This window comes from Microbacterium sp. AC215 (assembly GCF_979258645.1).
The window spans coordinates 168,196-184,360 of sequence record NZ_OZ409869.1; the positions used below are offsets into that span (position 1 = coordinate 168,196).

Sequence of the window (16,165 nt, forward strand, 5' to 3'; positions counted from 1 at the left end):
GCTGGAGCCAGCGGGGGAGAAGGAGTAACCATGACTGACGGGGACAAAGGCGAGTTCCTCATCGTCACGGGCATGTCGGGCGCAGGGCGCACGACGGTAGCCAACGCACTCGAGGACCTCGGCTGGTACGTGGTCGACAACCTGCCGCCGCAGATCCTCCGACCGCTGCTCGACCTCACGGACATGGGCGGTGACGCTCTACCGAAGGTCGCAGCGGTGGTCGACGTTCGCGGGCGCAACCTCTTCGACGACTTCCCGGGCGTCGCGAGGGCGCTGAGATCGCGTGGTTCCGTCCGCGTGCTGTTCCTGGACGCGTCGGACGATGTGCTCGTGCGTCGGTTCGAGGCGGTTCGCCGACCCCACCCGCTGCAGGGGGACGGCACTCTGCTCGACGGCATCCGCGTCGAGCGCCAGCGACTGGCGCCGATCCGCGAATCGGCCGATCTCGTGGTCGACACCTCCGCACTCAACATCCATCAGCTCGCCACCCAGGTCTCCGACCTCTTCTCGGAAGCGGGCGCAGCGAGGCATCGTGTGACGCTCATGAGCTTCGGTTTCAAGTACGGTCTCCCGACCGACGTCGACCTGGTCGCGGATATGCGCTTCCTCCCGAACCCGTTCTGGAACGAAGAGCTGCGGGGCCTGACCGGTCAGGACGAGTCCGTCAGGGACTACGTGCTGTCACGCGAGGGCGCCGCCGAGTTCCTCGATTCGTATTCGGCGGCACTCACTCCGGTGCTCGAGGGGTATCAGCGCGAGAACAAGAGCCATTCGACCGTCGCGATCGGCTGCACCGGCGGAAAGCACCGCTCCGTGGCCATGGCGGAGGAGCTGGCCCGTCGGCTCGCCTCCGTGCCGGGAGTGGCCGTCAACGTGCGTCACCGGGACCTCGGCAGGGAATAGCAAGAGCCTCCGTCAGAGTAGGCTGGAGGTTTGCGCCGCGATCCGGCGCGTGAGCGTAGAGGAGTGTCGTGGCACTAACGACCGACGTCAAGGCTGAGCTGGTCAGCATCCGTAATGCACCCCCGACGGTGCGTGTCGCGGAGGTCACCTCGATCCTCCGGTTCGCCGGCGGACTGCACTCCATCGCCGGGCGGGTCGCCGTCGAGGCGGAGGTGGATGCCGAGATCCTCGCGCAGCGTGTCGCGCGCGACCTTGCCGAGATCTACGGAGTCCGACCGGAGATCGCACAGGTGCAGTCGAGCACGGCGAATGACGGCGCGCGATGGGCTGTCCGGGTCATCGCCTCGGGGGAGACCCTCGCACGCCAGACCGGTCTGCTCGACCAGCGTCGGCGTCCGGTCCGCGGACTCCCCAACCGTCTCACCACTGGCTCTCGCGCTGAAGTGGCCGGTCTCTGGCGGGGTGCGTTCCTCGCCGCGGGAACGCTGAGCGAACCCGGCCGATCGGCCATGCTCGAGGTCGCCTGCCCGTCATCCGAGGCTGCCATGGCACTCGTGGGCGCGGCGCATCGCCTGGGTGTCGCCGCCAAGGCGCGCGAGGTGAGAGGCATGCCGCGCGTCGTCGTGCGTGAGGGCGAGGCGATCCGCACCATCCTCAGCGAGATGGGTGCTCAGAAGACCGCGGTCGCCTGGGAGGAGATGCGCCAGCGTCGCGAGGTGCGCGCGGGCGTCAACCGTCTCGTCAACTTCGACGATGCCAACCTCCGTCGCTCCGCGCAGGCCGCCGTCGCCGCCTGCGCGCGCGTCGAGCGGGCCCTGGAGATCCTCGCCGACGAGGTGCCCGACCACCTCAAGGTCGCGGGCGAGCTGCGTCTCGCGCACCGCGACGCGAGCCTCGACGAGCTGGGTCACCACGCTGATCCGCCCATGACCAAGGACGCCGTCGCCGGCCGCATCCGCCGTCTTCTGGCGATGGCGGACAAGCGTGCCCAGCAGGAGGGCATCCCGGGAACGGAAGCAGCCGTGCCCGCGGGTCTCGACGTCTGACCACAGCGAACGACATCAGCGAGGCGATCCCTGTCAAGGGGTCGCCTCGCTTCGTCATATGGGGGAAGGATCAGGGTCGGCGACGCGTTGTCGTCACTAGGATGAGTTACGTCCGCTCTACGTCGCACATCGGCGGCGCAGAGGATCGGCAAGCGCCGCGGCGCGGCGCGGATTGGATGAAAGCGACATGGCGACCTACACGCTCCCCGACCTTCCCTACGACTTCGCAGCCCTCGAGCCGCACATCAGCGGCAAGATCATGGAGCTGCACCATGACAAGCACCACGCGACCTACGTCGCCGGCGCCAACACCGCCCTCGAGCAGCTCGCCGAGGCGCGCGACAGCGGCAACCTGGCGAACGTGAACAAGCTCGAGAAGGACCTCGCCTTCAACCTCGGCGGTCACGTCAACCACTCCATCTTCTGGACCAACCTCTCGCCGACCGGCGGCGGACAACCCGAGGGCGAGCTCAAGGCAGCCATCGACGAGTTCTTCGGTTCCTTCGAGAAGTTCCAGGCGCACTTCACCGCGAACGCCCTCGGAATCCAGGGCTCCGGATGGTCCGTCCTCAGCTGGGACTCGATCGGCCAGCGCCTGATCATCCAGCAGCTGTTCGACCAGCAGTCGAACACGGCACAGGGCACAGTGCCGCTGTTCCAGCTCGACATGTGGGAGCACGCCTTCTACCTCGACTACCTCAACGTCAAGGCCGACTACGTGAAGGCCGCGTGGAACATCGCCAACTGGGAGAACGTCGCCCAGCGCTTCGAGGTCGCCCGCGAGAAGACGAACGGCCTGCTGGTACTGTCGTAATCGGGTCGCGTCCCGACGGGCCAAGTCTCGTCGGGACGCCATCTCAGCCAAAAACCCCCGCGCACCGCGCACGCACGATTGCTGCGCACAGCGCACGAGAAACAGGGAGACCTGAGTGTCTGTCAAGATCGGTATCAACGGCTTCGGCCGTATCGGACGCAACTACTTCCGCGCGGCTCTCGCGCAGGGAGCGGACATCGAGATCGTCGCTGTCAACGACCTCACCGACAACAAGACCCTTGCCCACCTTCTGAAGTACGACTCCGTGGGCGGCGTCCTCGATGCTGACATCAGCTACGACGACGAGAGCATCACGGTCAACGGCAAGGCCATCAAGGCGTTCGCCGAGCGCGACCCCGCCGGCCTCCCGTGGGGCGAGCTGGGCGTCGACATCGTCATCGAGTCGACCGGCTTCTTCACCAAGGCCGAGCTGGCCAAGAAGCACATCGAGGCAGGGGCCAAGAAGGTCCTCATCTCGGCTCCCGGCACCGGCGTCGACGGCACGTTCGTCATGGGCGTGAACGAGGACACGTACAACCCGGAGACGGATCACATCATCTCCAACGCCTCCTGCACGACCAACTGCCTCGCCCCGCTGGCCCAGGTCTTCAACGACGCCTTCGGCATCGACCGTGGCTTCATGATGACGGCTCACGCCTACACGGCAGACCAGAACCTGCAGGACGGTCCGCACAGCGACCTGCGTCGCGCACGCGCCGCAGCGATCAACATCACCCCGGCGTCGACCGGTGCCGCGAAGGCGATCGGCGAGGTTCTGCCCGAGCTCCAGGGCAAGCTGAGCGGCTCGTCGTACCGCGTTCCGGTTCCCACCGGCTCGATCGTCGACCTCACGCTGATCACCGACCGCGAGAACCTCACGGTCGAAGAGGTCAACGAGGCGTACAAGAAGGCTGCTGCCGACGGACGCCTCGCCGGTTTCCTGCAGTACAACGAAGACCAGATCGTGTCGAGCGACATCGTGCACAACCCGCACTCGTCGATCTTCGACGCCACGCTGACCAACGTCAGCGGCAACCTGGTCAAGGTCTCCAGCTGGTACGACAACGAGTGGGGTTACTCCAACCGTCTCGTCGACCTGACCGAGTACGTGGCAGAGCGTCTCTGAGACATCTCCCATGACTCTGCGCACCCTGGATTCACTGGGTTCGCTCGAGGGCAAGCGCGTCATCGTCCGTTGTGATCTCAACGTCCCCCTGCGGGATGGGATCATCACGGACGATGGCCGTGTCCGCGCCTCGTTGCCTACCCTCAACGCACTGATCAACGCGGGCGCCCGCGTCATCGTGTGCTCGCACCTCGGCCGCCCCGACGGTGCGCCCGACCCGCAGTACAGTCTCGCGCCGGTCGCCCAGCGGCTGTCCGAGCTGCTCGGCAAGCCGGTGGCGTTCGCTCGCGACACCGTCGGCGAGTCGGCGCAGGAGGCCGTGGCCTCGCTCGAGGACGGCGGCATCGTCGTCATCGAGAACCTGCGGTTCAACCCGGGGGAGACCTCGAAGGACGACGCCGAGCGCGGCGCCTTCGCGGCTCAGCTGGCAGAGCTCGGAGACGTCCTCGTCTCCGACGGCTTCGGTGTCGTGCACCGCAAGCAGGCGAGCGTCTACGACCTCGCCGAGCTGCTGCCGTCGGCCGCCGGTCTGCTCATCGCAGCCGAGCTGGACGTGCTCGACCGTCTCACCGAGAACCCCGAGCGCCCGTACGCGGTCGTCCTCGGCGGGTCGAAGGTCAGCGACAAGCTCGGAGTCATCTCGCACCTGCTGCCGCGCGTGGATCGCATCCTCGTGGGCGGCGGCATGCTGTTCACCTTCCTGAAGGCGCAGGGCCACGCGGTGGCGTCCAGCCTCCTCGAAGAGGACCAGCTCGAGACGGTCCGCGGCTACATCGCCGAGGCCGAGAAGCGCGGTGTGGAGCTGGTGCTCCCGACCGATGTCGTCGTCGCATCCTCGTTCTCCGCTGATGCGGAGCACGAGGTCACCGCCGCCGACGCCATCGAGAGCACCGCGTTCGGCTCCTCCGGCATCGGCCTGGACATCGGCCCGGAGACGGCTGCGCGGTTCGCGGAGGTCATCCGTGGGTCGAAGACGGTGTTCTGGAACGGCCCGATGGGCGTGTTCGAGTTCCCGGCCTTCGCCGGCGGCACCAAGGCCGTTGCGCAGGCGCTCACCGAGGTCGACGGCCTCAGCGTCGTAGGCGGCGGAGACTCGGCCGCGGCCGTGCGTCAGCTCGGCTTCACCGACGACCAGTTCGGTCACATCTCGACCGGCGGCGGCGCAAGCCTCGAGTTCCTCGAGGGCAAGAAACTACCCGGCCTGGAGGTGCTCGGATGGGTGTGAACACCCGTACCCCGCTGATCGCGGGAAACTGGAAGATGAATCTCGACCACCTGCAGGCGGTCGCCTTCGTGCAGAAGCTGCACTGGACGCTCAAGGATGCCAAGCACGAGGACGGCTCGGTCGAGGTTGCGGTCTTCCCGCCCTTCACCGACATCCGCAGCGTGCAGACGCTCATCGACGCCGACAAGATCCCGTTCGCCCTCGGCGCGCAGGACCTCTCGGCTCACGACTCCGGCGCCTACACCGGCGAGATCTCGGGAGCCTTCCTGGCGAAGCTCGATGCGAAGTACGTGATCATCGGTCACTCGGAGCGCCGTGAATACCACGCGGAGTCCGATGACGTCGTCGCGGCCAAGACGAAGGCCGCGCTGAAGCACGGTCTGTCGCCCGTCATCTGCGTCGGGGAGACGGCTGAGGACCTCGAGAAGTTCGGGGCCAGCGCAGTGCCCGCGGGGCAGCTCGAGGCCGCTCTCCAGGGTCTGTCGAAGGATGCGGACATCGTCGTGGCGTACGAGCCGGTCTGGGCCATCGGCTCCGGGCAGGCAGCGACGCCGCAGCAGGCGCAGGATGTCTGCGCTGCGCTGCGCACGGTGATCGCCAAGGTTCTCGGTGACGACGCTGCGGCGCGCACCCGGATCCTGTACGGCGGATCGGTCAAGGCGGCCAACATCGCCAGCTTCATGCGCGAGCCTGATGTCGATGGCGCACTCGTCGGAGGCGCGAGCCTCGTGGTCGACGAGTTCGCGGCGATCATCCGCTTCGAGAAGCACGTCGGCGTGTGAGTGTGGCGGGGCTCCGGCCCCGCCGCACCGTATACTTGACCGTTACCGGGGCAATCCTGCCCCAGCGAAAGGCTCTTCCTCGTGGAAATTCTCGAGTTCGTCCTGCAGGTGGTGCTGGGCATAACCAGCGTCCTGCTGACTCTCCTCATCCTCCTCCACAAGGGTCGCGGTGGCGGCCTCTCCGACATGTTCGGTGGAGGCATGACGTCAGCTGTCGGCTCGTCGGGTCTCGCTGAGCGCAATCTCAATCGCTTCACGGTCATCCTCGCTCTGGCGTGGTTCGTGTCGATCGTGGCGCTCGGTCTCATCACGAAGTTCGAGGTGATCTGATGGCTACCGGCGGCAACGCGATCCGAGGGACCCGAGTGGGTTCCGGCCCCATGGGCGAGCAGGACCACGGCTACCACGCCGACCGCATCGCGGTCTCGTACTGGGACGGTCTCGGCAACGAGACGGTCCGCTACTTCGCCGCGGGGCTCCCTGAAGAGGAGATCCCCGAGACGATCGACCACCCGCAGTCCGGTCTTCCGGCGGGTCGCGACAAGGCCAACCCGCCTGCCCTCGCGAAGCCGGAGCCCTACAAGACGCATCTCGCGTATGTGAAGGAGCGTCGCACCGACGCAGAAGCCGTCCAGCTTCTCGAAGATGCGCTCACCCAGCTGCGTGAGCGTCGGGGTCAGTGACCTCGATCTGATCTCCTGACAGAAGCCGCCGCGATCCGATCGCGGCGGCTTCTCTCGTACCAGGCGCACGTGCTCACCGGCACCCGTACGCGGCGTCGATGTAGGACTGAGGTGGGTAGCCGTACGCCCAGACGCCGTTGGCATCGTCGGTGAAGCCCATGCTGATCGCCCACGCCGTGGCCCACTTCTCGATGCTGTCCTGCGTCGACGAGTCGTACATGTCCTCGCACTTCACGCTGATCGCGTGGCCGACCTCGTGGGCGATGAGAGCCTTGCTCCGGTCCGCCGGCCACTGCTCGGCGACCGAGTTCGACAGCTCGATGGCGGCGCGGTCGGGATCGTCCCACCACCAGGTCGTGAGGCCTCCCATGCTGCCGTTGGAACCGGCGTTGTTGACGATCTGGTTCCAGTCGAACTCGAGCAGCACCCCGGGTGCGAGCGACCGGGCGAACGCCTCGATCTCGAGGCGATCGCCCTGCAGCGGTCCCGCCTTCTCGGCGAGTTCGGCCTGTTCGGTCGCCACGACCTGTCCTGCGGCGTCCTGCATGGACACCAGTGATTCGACCGCCGTCACATCGAGGAGCATGGTGTCGGGTACTCGAGACGCCGCATCGCGCAGGGCGATGACGGCGTCGTTCTTGGCCGAGAGGTGTGCCGACTCGAAAGCCGGGGCTGCGTCGGCCGCCGAGCGCAGGAGGGCCACGCCGGCCTCGGTCACTTCGGCACTGGCGGCGGTCATCGCAGGTGTCGCCGCGTCGAGGTCGGCAGCCAGCTCGTCCAGGTCGCCGGCGTCGACGGCGAGCTGATCGGATGCTGCGAAGAGCTCCCAGAACGCCGACGGCTTGGAATCCGCCGAAGGCAGCGGTTCGGTGAGCAGTTCCTCCGCCGGGCCGGCGGCTTCTTCGGCATCCGTCGACGCCGTCGTGAGCGCGTCCCTCGCGGAGGGCACGGTGAGAACGCCGGTATCGGCCGTCTTCAGCAGATCAGCGACATCGATGACGGACGTGAGCGTGTCGAGCTCCTGCTGGGCCGTCGTCGCGCTGTCGCGAGCCGAGGCCGCTGCTGCGTCGAACTCGGCGCGTGCTCCGTCGTATCCGAGGTTGGCGGTGACCTGGAGCACGCCGACGGCCGCCGCGACCAGGACTCCCGCAGCGCCCAGCATGAACCCGATGCGCCGTCCTCGGCGATTCGGTGCTGCGCCGTCGGCGCTGGCGAAGTGCGGGGGGAGTGCGTGGCCTCCGGCGGGGGAGGTGGCCACGTCGACGGATGCAGTCATGCGGGGGACCTCCGTGGGGAACCGGCTCATGATGACTCTAATCAGTGAGCCGTCCGGTGCGAGAACCCCCGGGGACGAGAAAGGCCCCCGCATCGCGGGGGCCTTTCTCGAGTGGAGGGGCTGACGAGAATCGAACTCGCATCATCTGTTTGGAAGACAGAGGCTTTACCACTAAGCTACAGCCCCGTTGTCAGCTGCATCCGGGAGGACTGTGCCGACTCATCGATCATAGCGGACTGACGGAGGTGCTCGTGTCCGTTAGACTCGGTGGGGCTGAATCTGCATGCGGATTCCCCGGGGCGTAGCTCAGTTTGGTAGAGCGCCCGCTTTGGGAGCGGGAGGTCGCAGGTTCAACTCCTGTCGCCCCGACATGGCTTCAACGGCCTGACAGCCGCGATTCAGCGCGGAAATCACAAGGAGAGCACACCAGAATGGCGAACAGCACCGTCGAGAAGCTGACCCCGACCCGGGTCAAGCTCAGCATCACGGTCACCCCTGACGACCTCAAGCCCAGCATCGCGCACGCCTACGAGCACATCGCTCAGGACGTCCAGATCCCCGGCTTCCGCAAGGGCAAGGTCCCCGCTCCGATCATCGATCAGCGCATCGGTCGTGGCGCGGTCATCGAGCACGCGGTCAACGAGGGCCTCGACAAGTTCTTCCGCGACGCGACCGTCGAGCACAAGCTCCGCGTCGTCGGACGTCCGGCCGCCGACATCACCCAGTGGCCGAACGAGAAGGACTTCTCGGGCGACCTCCTGGTCGACATCGAGGTGGACGTGCGTCCCGAGATCGAGGTCCCGGCATTCGACGGCATCACCCTGACGGTCGACGCCGTCGAGGCCGACGACGCCGCGCTCGACGCAGAGCTCGAGAACCTGCGCGCGCGCTTCGGAACGCTCGTTCCCGTCGACCGTCCCGCCGCGAAGGGCGACTTCGTCGAGCTCGACCTGGTCGCCACGATCGACGGTGCGGAGATCGACCGCGCCGAGGGCGTCTCCTACGAGGTCGGCTCGGGTGAGCTGCTCGAGGGCATCGACGACGCGATCGAATCCCTCACCGCCGGTGAGGACACCACGTTCCGCTCTGCGCTCGTGGGCGGCGACCACGCCGGCTCCGAGGCTGAGGTCTCCGTCACCGTCAAGGCGGTCAAGGAGCGCGAGCTCCCCGAGGCCGATGACGACTTCGCGCAGATCGCGAGCGAGTTCGACACGATCGCCGAGCTCCGCGCGAGCCTCGCCGAGCGCGTCTCGCAGCAGGGCGTCTTCACTCAGGGTTCCGCGGCTCGCGACAAGCTCGTCGAGACGCTGCTCGAGCAGATCGAGATCCCCGTGCCGCCGAAGCTCATCGAGGACGAGGTGCACAACCACCTCGAGGGTGAGAACCGCCTCGAGGACGACGTGCACCGCGCCGAGGTCACCGAGGCCAGCGAGAAGCAGTTCCGCACGCAGGTTCTGCTCGACACGATCGCCGAGCAGGCTGACGTGCAGGTCTCGCAGGAGGAGCTCTCGCAGTACCTCATCCAGTCCGCCTCGCAGTACGGCATGGCTCCCCAGGAGTTCGTCGAGGCTCTGCAGTCGTCGAACCAGCTTCCGGCGCTCGTCGGAGAGGTCGCCCGCAACAAGGCCCTCGCGATCGCCCTGGGCAAGGTCAAGGTCGTCGACACGAACGGCAAGCCCGTCGATCTGTCCGACTTCGTCGTGACCGACGACGAGGCCGAGTCCGAGACGGCTGCCGACGAGAAGCCGGCCAAGAAGGCTCCCGCGAAGAAGGCTGCCGCGAAAAAGGCCGACGACGCCGACGCCGCTGAGAAGCCGGCCGCGAAGAAGCCCGCTGCGAAGAAGGCGCCCGCGAAGAAGGCCGACGACGCGGAGGTCGCTGAGAAGCCCGCCGCGAAGAAGCCCGCAGCCAAGAAGGCTCCGGCCAAGAAGGCTGCCGACAAGGCGGAGTGATCGGACACGATCTCATGAGGGGCGGATGCTGCGGCATCCGCCCCTTTCGCGTCAGCGGGGAGAGCAGATGAACGAGGAGACCATGAAGACCTGGGACGAACGCATCGACGAGGTGTGGGACGACGCGTCCGGCGAAGAGGTCGGAGACCAGACGATCGCCCGGATCGACGCGCTGGCCGCCGAGCGCGGCGTCGATGACGCCCGCGCGGAGTTCGAGCGCGCCGGGGCACGTGATTCGGCCGGCCGCCCCGCCGAGGCAGTCGAACTCTACCGGCGTGCGCTCGCACTGGGTCTCGACGACGAGCACCGCCCGCAGTGCGTGATCCAGCTGGCGAGTTCACTGCGCAATCTGGGCGAGTACGACGATGCCCTCGCCGTCATCCGTGCGGAGGAGGAGCTCTCGGCGGACGGCCCCTACCGGGATGCGGTGGCGACGGTCCACGCGCTGATCCTGGCGAGTTCCGGACGCCCGGCGCAGGGCCTGTCGGTCGCTCTCCTCGCACTCGTGCCGCACCTGCCGCGGTACCACCGCTCGATGACCGCGTACGCACACGAGATCGCGGAACTCGACGCCTGATATGCCGACGGCGAACACGGCCTGAGCGCTGCGTTGTCGCCGGTAGATTCGAATCACTGAAACACGGAATCAGGAGCTGACATGGCTGCAGAACCCCTCCTCGCTACGAGCGTCTTCGACCGACTGTTGAAAGACCGCATCATCTGGCTGGGATCGGAGGTGCGCGACGACAATGCGAACGAGATCTGCGCGAAGATCCTCCTTCTCGCCGCAGAGGACTCCGAGAAGGACATCTACCTCTACATCAACTCGCCCGGTGGATCGATCACCGCGGGCATGGCGATCTACGACACGATGCAGTTCGTCCCGAACGACATCGTCACCGTCGGAATCGGCATGGCCGCATCGATGGGTCAGCTTCTGCTGACCGCGGGCACGAAGGGCAAGCGCTACATCACGCCCAACGCCCGCGTGCTGCTGCACCAGCCGCACGGTGGCTTCGGCGGAACGTCGAGCGACATCCAGACGCAGGCGCAGCTGATCACCTCGATGAAGAACCGCCTCGCCGAGATCACCGCGGCGCAGACCGGCAAGTCGGTCGAGCAGATCAACGAAGACGGTGACCGCGACCGCTGGTTCACCGCCGACGAGGCGCTCGAGTACGGCTTCGTCGACCACATCCGCGACTCGGCCACCGACGTCATCGGTGGCGGCGGAACCGACCAGGACATCAAGTAACGGAAAGCGAAAGGACTCTCATGTACGCACCCACCTTCCGCTCTGCCGGCGACCTGCCCTCCAGCCGCTACGTGCTTCCTCAGTTCGAGGAGCGCACGGCATACGGCTTCAAGCGCCAGGACCCCTACAACAAGCTGTTCGAAGATCGAGTGATCTTCCTCGGCGTCCAGGTCGACGATGCGTCGGCCGACGACGTGATGGCGCAGCTGCTCGTTCTCGAGAGCCAGGACTCCGAGCGTGACATCACCATGTACATCAACTCGCCCGGTGGTTCCTTCACCGCGATGACGGCGATCTACGACACGATGCAGTACGTCGCGCCGCAGATCCAGACCGTGGTGCTCGGCCAGGCGGCTTCGGCCGCATCGGTGCTGCTCGCAGGCGGTCACCCCGGCAAGCGCCTGGCTCTGCCCAACGCCCGTGTGCTCATGCACCAGCCGGCGATGGGCGAGGCGGGGCACGGCCAGGCATCCGACATCGAGATCCAGGCGGCCGAGATCCTGCGCATGCGCACCTGGCTCGAGGAGACCATGGCTCGTCACACGGGCAAGTCCGTCGAGCAGGTCAACCGCGACATCGACCGTGACAAGATCCTGTCCGCCGCTGAGGCGCTGGACTACGGCATCGTCGACCAGGTGCTCACCTCGCGCAAGCGCATGTGATCGCATCTCCATGGTGAGAGGACGTCGGCCCTTCGGGGTCGGCGTCCTTTCGTCGTGTCCGGCGAATGTGCGACCACTGGAAGCGTGATTGCTCATATGAGCATCAGGGTGCGCGAACGGTGCCGCGGACGTATGCTGGAGACGGAAGGAGGATGCCATGGAAGAAGAACTGATCATGGTCCGCGTCGCCGAGCTGTACTACGACGAGGACAAGACGCAGGACGAGATCGGCGCCCTTCTCAAGCTGTCCCGCTGGAAGGTGGGGCGCCTTCTCACACAGGCCAGAGAGCGTGGCATCGTCCGCATCGAGATCGTGCACCCGCGTGCGCGCCGACTCGGACTCGAGCGCCAGCTCGTCGAACGGCACGGCCTCACGGCTGCCGTCGTCGTTCCCTCCCCGGACGGCGATGACGGGACCCTTGAGCGGGTCGCCCAGGCCGCGGCCGACTACCTCACCGCGATGCGGCCGGTGCCCCGCACGCTCGGCGTCAGCTGGGGGCGTACGTTGCGCGCCGTCGCAGAGTCGCTGCCCGAAGGATGGGCGACCGGCGTCACCGTCGTGCAGCTCAACGGGGGAGTGAGCCTCAACCGCCGTTCCGGCGGAGCCGCGGGCCTCGCCGTCACCATCGCCCAGCGTGCATCCGGACACGTGTCCCTCCTGCCGAGCCCGGCGATCCTCGAACGCGTCGAGACCAAGCAGGCGATCGAAGCCGACCGCACCGTCGCGGCCGTCCTCGTCGAAGCGGCCGAAGCGCAGGCGTTCCTGTTCACCGCGGGGCCCTGCGATGCGACCTCCGCGCATGTCGAGAACGGCTACCTCTCGGCATCCGATGTCGAAGAGCTCGCGCGCCGTGGTGCCGTGGGCGACGTCCTCGGGCGGTACATCGACGCCGACGGCAACATCGTCGACCCGCAGCTCGACGCCCGGACGGTCGGAGTCGACCTCGGGCGCCTGCGCGCCGCGAAGCGCTCGATCTTCGTCACCGCCGGTGACGCCAAGCATGACATCGCGCGCACAGTCGTGACCAGCGGCCTGTGCAGCGTTCTGGTGACAGATGAGACCACAGCACGAGCATTGTTGGAGGAACGATGACGACCCAAGAACTCAGCCGCAGATCGGCGGTGGACGTTCTCGGCGGTGAGCCGGATGACGCCACGCTCCGCCGGTTCCTGCACGGACTCCCGGGGGTCGACGCCGTCGGCCTGGAGCAGCGCGCGGCCGCACTCGGCACGCGTTCGATCAAGACCACGTCGAAGGCCTGGGCACTCGACACGATCATCAAGCTGATCGACCTCACCACCCTCGAAGGCTCCGACACGCCGGGCAAGGTGCGCTCGTTGGTCGCCAAGGCGAAGAATCCGGATGCCGCCGACCCGACGACCCCCCGGGTCGCCGCCGTCTGCGTGTACGGCGACATGGTCGGCGATGCCGTCGAGGCGCTCGGAGCTCTGCACGGCGATCCGGACGACGGACTCATCTCGGTCGCCGCGGTCGCCACCGCGTTCCCCAGCGGACGTTCTTCGCTGGCCATCAAGCTGGCCGACACCGCCGAAGCGGTCGCGGCCGGCGCCGACGAGATCGACATGGTCATCGACCGAGGAGCGTTCCTCTCGGGCCGATACGGACTCGTGTACGACCAGATCGCCCAGGTGAAAGAGGCATGCCGTCGTGCCGACGGTTCATACGCCTCGCTCAAGGTGATCCTCGAGACCGGCGAGCTCAACACCTACGACAACATCAAGCGCGCATCGTGGCTCGGCATCCTCGCCGGGGGCGACTTCATCAAGACCTCCACCGGGAAGGTGCAGCCGGCGGCGACGCTGCCGACGACGCTGCTCATGCTCGAAACGGTGCGCGACTGGCACCGGGGTACGGGAGAGCGCATCGGCGTCAAGCCCGCCGGCGGGATCCGCGCGTCGAAGGATGCGGTGAAGTACCTCGTGACGGTCGCCGAGACCGTGGGGGAGGAATGGCTCCAGCCGCACCTGTTCCGCTTCGGCGCCTCGAGCCTGCTGAACGACGTGCTGCTGCAGCGCCAGAAGCTCACCACCGGCCACTACTCCGGCCCCGACTACGTCACGATCGACTAGGAGCCCGCATATGTCATTCCTGGAATACGCTCCGGCACCGGAGTCGAAGGCAGTACTCAACCTCAAGGACAGCTACGGACTGTTCATCGACGGCGAGTTCGTCGACGGATCGGGCTCGAGCTTCGCGACGATCTCGCCGGCTGACGAGAGCCACATCGCCGAGATCGCCTCGGCGAGCGACGCGGACGTCGACCGGGCGGTCGCCGCCGCGCGTCGCGCCTACGAGAAGACCTGGTCGAAGATGAGCGGACGCGATCGCGGCAAGTACCTCTTCCGCATCGCACGTCTCGTGCAGGAGCGGGCTCGCGAGCTCGCGGTCGCCGAGAGCCTCGACAACGGGAAGCCGATCAAGGAGAGCCGCGATGTCGACGTGCCTCTCGTCGCCTCCTGGTTCTTCTACTACGCGGGGTGGGCTGACAAGCTCGACTACGCCGGACTCGGCGCCAACCCGCGTGCGCTCGGCGTGGCCGGGCAGATCATCCCCTGGAACTTCCCGCTGCTGATGCTCGCGTGGAAGCTCGCTCCTGCTCTGGCGGCAGGCAACACCGTGGTGCTCAAGCCTGCGGAGACCACGCCGCTGACGGCGCTGATCTTCGCAGAGATCCTGCAGCAGGCGGATCTGCCGGCCGGTGTCGTCAACATCATCACGGGTGCCGGTTCCACGGGGGCCACGCTCGTGCGTCACCCCGACGTCGACAAGGTCGCCTTCACGGGTTCGACCGGTGTCGGCCGCGACATCGCACGGGCCGTCGCGGGGACCGACAAGAAGGTCACGCTCGAGCTCGGCGGCAAGGCCGCCAACATCGTGTTCGATGACGCGCCGATCGACCAGGCCGTCGAGGGCATCGTGAACGGCATCTTCTTCAATCAGGGGCATGTGTGCTGCGCCGGAAGCCGACTGCTCGTGCAGGAGTCGATCCATGACGAGGTCATCGATCGCCTGAAGAGCCGCCTGTCGACGCTGCGCCTCGGCGACCCGCTCGACAAGAACACCGACATCGGCGCGATCAACTCGGCGGCACAGCTCGCCCGCATCCGTGAGCTGAGCGACATCGGCGAGGCCGAGGGCGCAGAGCGCTGGACCGCGGACTGCGCGATCCCCGACAAGGGGTTCTGGTTCGCTCCGACGATCTTCACCGGTGTCGAGGCGTCGCATCGCATCGCCCGCGACGAGGTCTTCGGGCCCGTCCTGTCGGTGCTGACGTTCCGTACGCCGGCCGAGGCGATCGCCAAGGCGAACAACACGCCGTACGGCCTCTCCGCCGGCATCTGGTCGGACAAGGGCTCGCGCATCCTCGCGGTCGCCGACCGTCTGCGTGCCGGTGTCATCTGGGCGAACACGTTCAACCGATTCGACCCGTCGAGTCCGTTCGGCGGCTACAAGGAGTCCGGATACGGCCGTGAAGGCGGACGTCAGGGTCTCACCGCATACCTGAAGGGGGCCTCCGCATGAGCAAGCGATTGACCGTTCCGAAGACTTACAAGCTGGCGATCGGCGGCGCCTTCCCGCGCAGCGAGTCCGGCCGCACCTACGAGGTGCTGTCGGCGAAGGGGGCATTCCTCGCGAACGCCGCCCAGGGCTCGCGCAAGGACGCACGGGACGCCGTCGTGGCCGCACGTGCCGCCGTGAAGGGGTGGTCCGGCGCCACCGCATACAACCGCGGGCAGGTGCTGTACCGGGTCGCCGAGGTCCTCGAGGGTCGCCGCGCGCAGTTCATCGACGAGATCGCCGCGCAGGAGGGCGTCTCCACGTCCGCCGCCGCCGCGCAGGTCGACGAGGCGATCGACCTCTGGGTCTGGTACGCCGGCTGGTGCGACAAGTACGCGCAGGTCGCGGGCAACGCGAACCCGGTCTCGGGTCCGTACTTCAACATCTCGGTGCCGGAGCCGACCGGCGTGGTCGCGATCGTCGCACCGCAGGACTCCGCGCTGCTCGGTCTTGTCTCGGTCGTGGCTCCTGCGCTCGTCGCAGGCAACACGGTCGCCGTGATCGCGAGCGAGCGGTTCCCGCTGTCGGCCATCAGCCTCGCTGAGGTGCTCGCCACGAGCGATGTGCCCGGGGGCGTCGTCAACGTGCTCACCGGGTCTCCCGCCGAGATGGCGCCCTGGCTCGCCTCGCACCAGGACGTCAATGCGCTCGATCTGGCCGGTGCCGGCGATCTCGAGTGGATCGACATGCAGATCGCCGCCGCCGAGACGCTCAAGCGCGTGCTGACTCCCGGCGCGGTCACCGCGTCTCCGGAGCGCATCGGCGCCTTCACCGAGGTCAAGACCGTCTGGCACACCAAGAGCCTCGTCTGATTTGAGTCGTGACCTCAGCGATGGTTACTGCGCAAGAGCAGCTGCGTTC

17 protein-coding genes and 2 tRNA genes are annotated in these 16,165 nt (G+C 67.2%); 17 read left to right on the forward strand and 2 right to left on the reverse strand.

Annotation, left to right across the window (positions count from 1 at the left end; all coding sequences use genetic code 11):
• Positions 1-30 precede the first annotated feature (30 nt).
• The 8 genes from rapZ (at position 31) to ACZZZF_RS00955 (ending at position 6,579) form a co-directional block, all read left to right on the forward strand.
• Positions 31-903 carry an RNase adapter RapZ gene (rapZ, locus tag ACZZZF_RS00920; protein WP_053096659.1) on the forward strand — a complete coding sequence of 291 codons (873 nt, stop codon included), beginning with the start codon at positions 31-33 and terminating at the stop codon, positions 901-903.
• A gap of 68 nt (positions 904-971) precedes the next feature.
• Positions 972-1,949, forward strand: coding sequence for a DNA-binding protein WhiA (gene whiA, locus ACZZZF_RS00925; RefSeq protein ID WP_042540784.1), 978 nt, complete (start codon positions 972-974; stop codon positions 1,947-1,949).
• A 187-nt stretch (positions 1,950-2,136) separates the two neighbouring features.
• A complete protein-coding gene (locus ACZZZF_RS00930; protein ID WP_042540783.1) occupies positions 2,137-2,763 on the forward strand; it encodes a superoxide dismutase in 627 nt (208 codons plus the stop codon).
• 115 nt (positions 2,764-2,878) lie between these two features.
• Positions 2,879-3,889 (forward strand): type I glyceraldehyde-3-phosphate dehydrogenase, encoded by a 1,011-nt coding sequence (gene gap / locus ACZZZF_RS00935; protein WP_053096657.1) that lies wholly within the window; start codon positions 2,879-2,881, stop codon positions 3,887-3,889.
• A gap of 10 nt (positions 3,890-3,899) precedes the next feature.
• Positions 3,900-5,114: a phosphoglycerate kinase gene (locus ACZZZF_RS00940; protein WP_187249801.1), complete on the forward strand. Its 1,215-nt coding sequence runs from the start codon at positions 3,900-3,902 to the stop codon at positions 5,112-5,114.
• Entirely contained in the window at positions 5,105-5,896 is a 792-nt protein-coding gene (gene tpiA, locus ACZZZF_RS00945) for a triose-phosphate isomerase (RefSeq protein WP_053096653.1), read from the forward strand. The genes ACZZZF_RS00940 and tpiA overlap by 10 nt, the downstream gene beginning before the upstream one ends.
• A gap of 81 nt (positions 5,897-5,977) precedes the next feature.
• Positions 5,978-6,226, forward strand: coding sequence for a preprotein translocase subunit SecG (gene secG / locus ACZZZF_RS00950; RefSeq protein ID WP_053096652.1), 249 nt, complete (start codon positions 5,978-5,980; stop codon positions 6,224-6,226).
• On the forward strand, positions 6,226-6,579 hold the full coding sequence (locus tag ACZZZF_RS00955; protein ID WP_042540778.1) for an RNA polymerase-binding protein RbpA: 354 nt from the start codon (positions 6,226-6,228) through the stop codon (positions 6,577-6,579). Before secG ends, ACZZZF_RS00955 begins: the two co-directional genes overlap by 1 nt.
• A 73-nt stretch (positions 6,580-6,652) precedes the next feature.
• On the opposite strand, the gene ACZZZF_RS00960 is transcribed toward ACZZZF_RS00955, so the two are convergent.
• Together ACZZZF_RS00960 and ACZZZF_RS00965 are read right to left on the reverse strand one after the other, a co-directional pair.
• Positions 6,653-7,855, reverse strand: coding sequence for a hypothetical protein (locus ACZZZF_RS00960; RefSeq protein ID WP_463496699.1), 1,203 nt, complete (start codon positions 7,853-7,855; stop codon positions 6,653-6,655).
• 112 nt (positions 7,856-7,967) lie between these two features.
• Positions 7,968-8,041 (reverse strand) — tRNA-Gly (locus tag ACZZZF_RS00965).
• 109 nt (positions 8,042-8,150) lie between these two features.
• Between ACZZZF_RS00965 and ACZZZF_RS00970 the strand changes: the two genes are divergently transcribed.
• The 9 genes from ACZZZF_RS00970 (at position 8,151) to ACZZZF_RS01010 (ending at position 16,116) form a co-directional block, all read left to right on the forward strand.
• Positions 8,151-8,224, forward strand: a tRNA-Pro gene (locus ACZZZF_RS00970).
• Between the two features lie 62 nt (positions 8,225-8,286).
• Positions 8,287-9,807 (forward strand): trigger factor, encoded by a 1,521-nt coding sequence (tig, locus tag ACZZZF_RS00975; RefSeq protein ID WP_463496701.1) that lies wholly within the window; start codon positions 8,287-8,289, stop codon positions 9,805-9,807.
• A gap of 67 nt (positions 9,808-9,874) precedes the next feature.
• Positions 9,875-10,384: a tetratricopeptide repeat protein gene (locus ACZZZF_RS00980; protein WP_463496702.1), complete on the forward strand. Its 510-nt coding sequence runs from the start codon at positions 9,875-9,877 to the stop codon at positions 10,382-10,384.
• Between the two features lie 81 nt (positions 10,385-10,465).
• On the forward strand, positions 10,466-11,062 hold the full coding sequence (locus ACZZZF_RS00985; RefSeq protein WP_053096644.1) for an ATP-dependent Clp protease proteolytic subunit: 597 nt from the start codon (positions 10,466-10,468) through the stop codon (positions 11,060-11,062).
• Positions 11,063-11,082: 20 nt separating this feature from the next.
• Complete coding sequence (locus ACZZZF_RS00990) at positions 11,083-11,724, forward strand: ATP-dependent Clp protease proteolytic subunit (RefSeq protein WP_042540774.1); 642 nt, start codon at positions 11,083-11,085, stop codon at positions 11,722-11,724.
• Positions 11,725-11,881: 157 nt separating this feature from the next.
• Positions 11,882-12,817, forward strand: a complete 936-nt coding sequence (locus tag ACZZZF_RS00995; protein ID WP_056278928.1) for a sugar-binding transcriptional regulator — start codon at positions 11,882-11,884, stop codon at positions 12,815-12,817.
• A complete protein-coding gene (gene deoC, locus ACZZZF_RS01000) occupies positions 12,814-13,815 on the forward strand; it encodes a deoxyribose-phosphate aldolase (protein WP_072591429.1) in 1,002 nt (333 codons plus the stop codon). The genes ACZZZF_RS00995 and deoC overlap by 4 nt, the downstream gene beginning before the upstream one ends.
• 10 nt (positions 13,816-13,825) lie before the next feature.
• Positions 13,826-15,268: an aldehyde dehydrogenase family protein gene (locus ACZZZF_RS01005; protein WP_053096638.1), complete on the forward strand. Its 1,443-nt coding sequence runs from the start codon at positions 13,826-13,828 to the stop codon at positions 15,266-15,268.
• Complete coding sequence (locus tag ACZZZF_RS01010) at positions 15,265-16,116, forward strand: aldehyde dehydrogenase family protein (RefSeq protein ID WP_463496704.1); 852 nt, start codon at positions 15,265-15,267, stop codon at positions 16,114-16,116. The genes ACZZZF_RS01005 and ACZZZF_RS01010 overlap by 4 nt, the downstream gene beginning before the upstream one ends.
• Positions 16,117-16,165 lie beyond the last annotated feature (49 nt).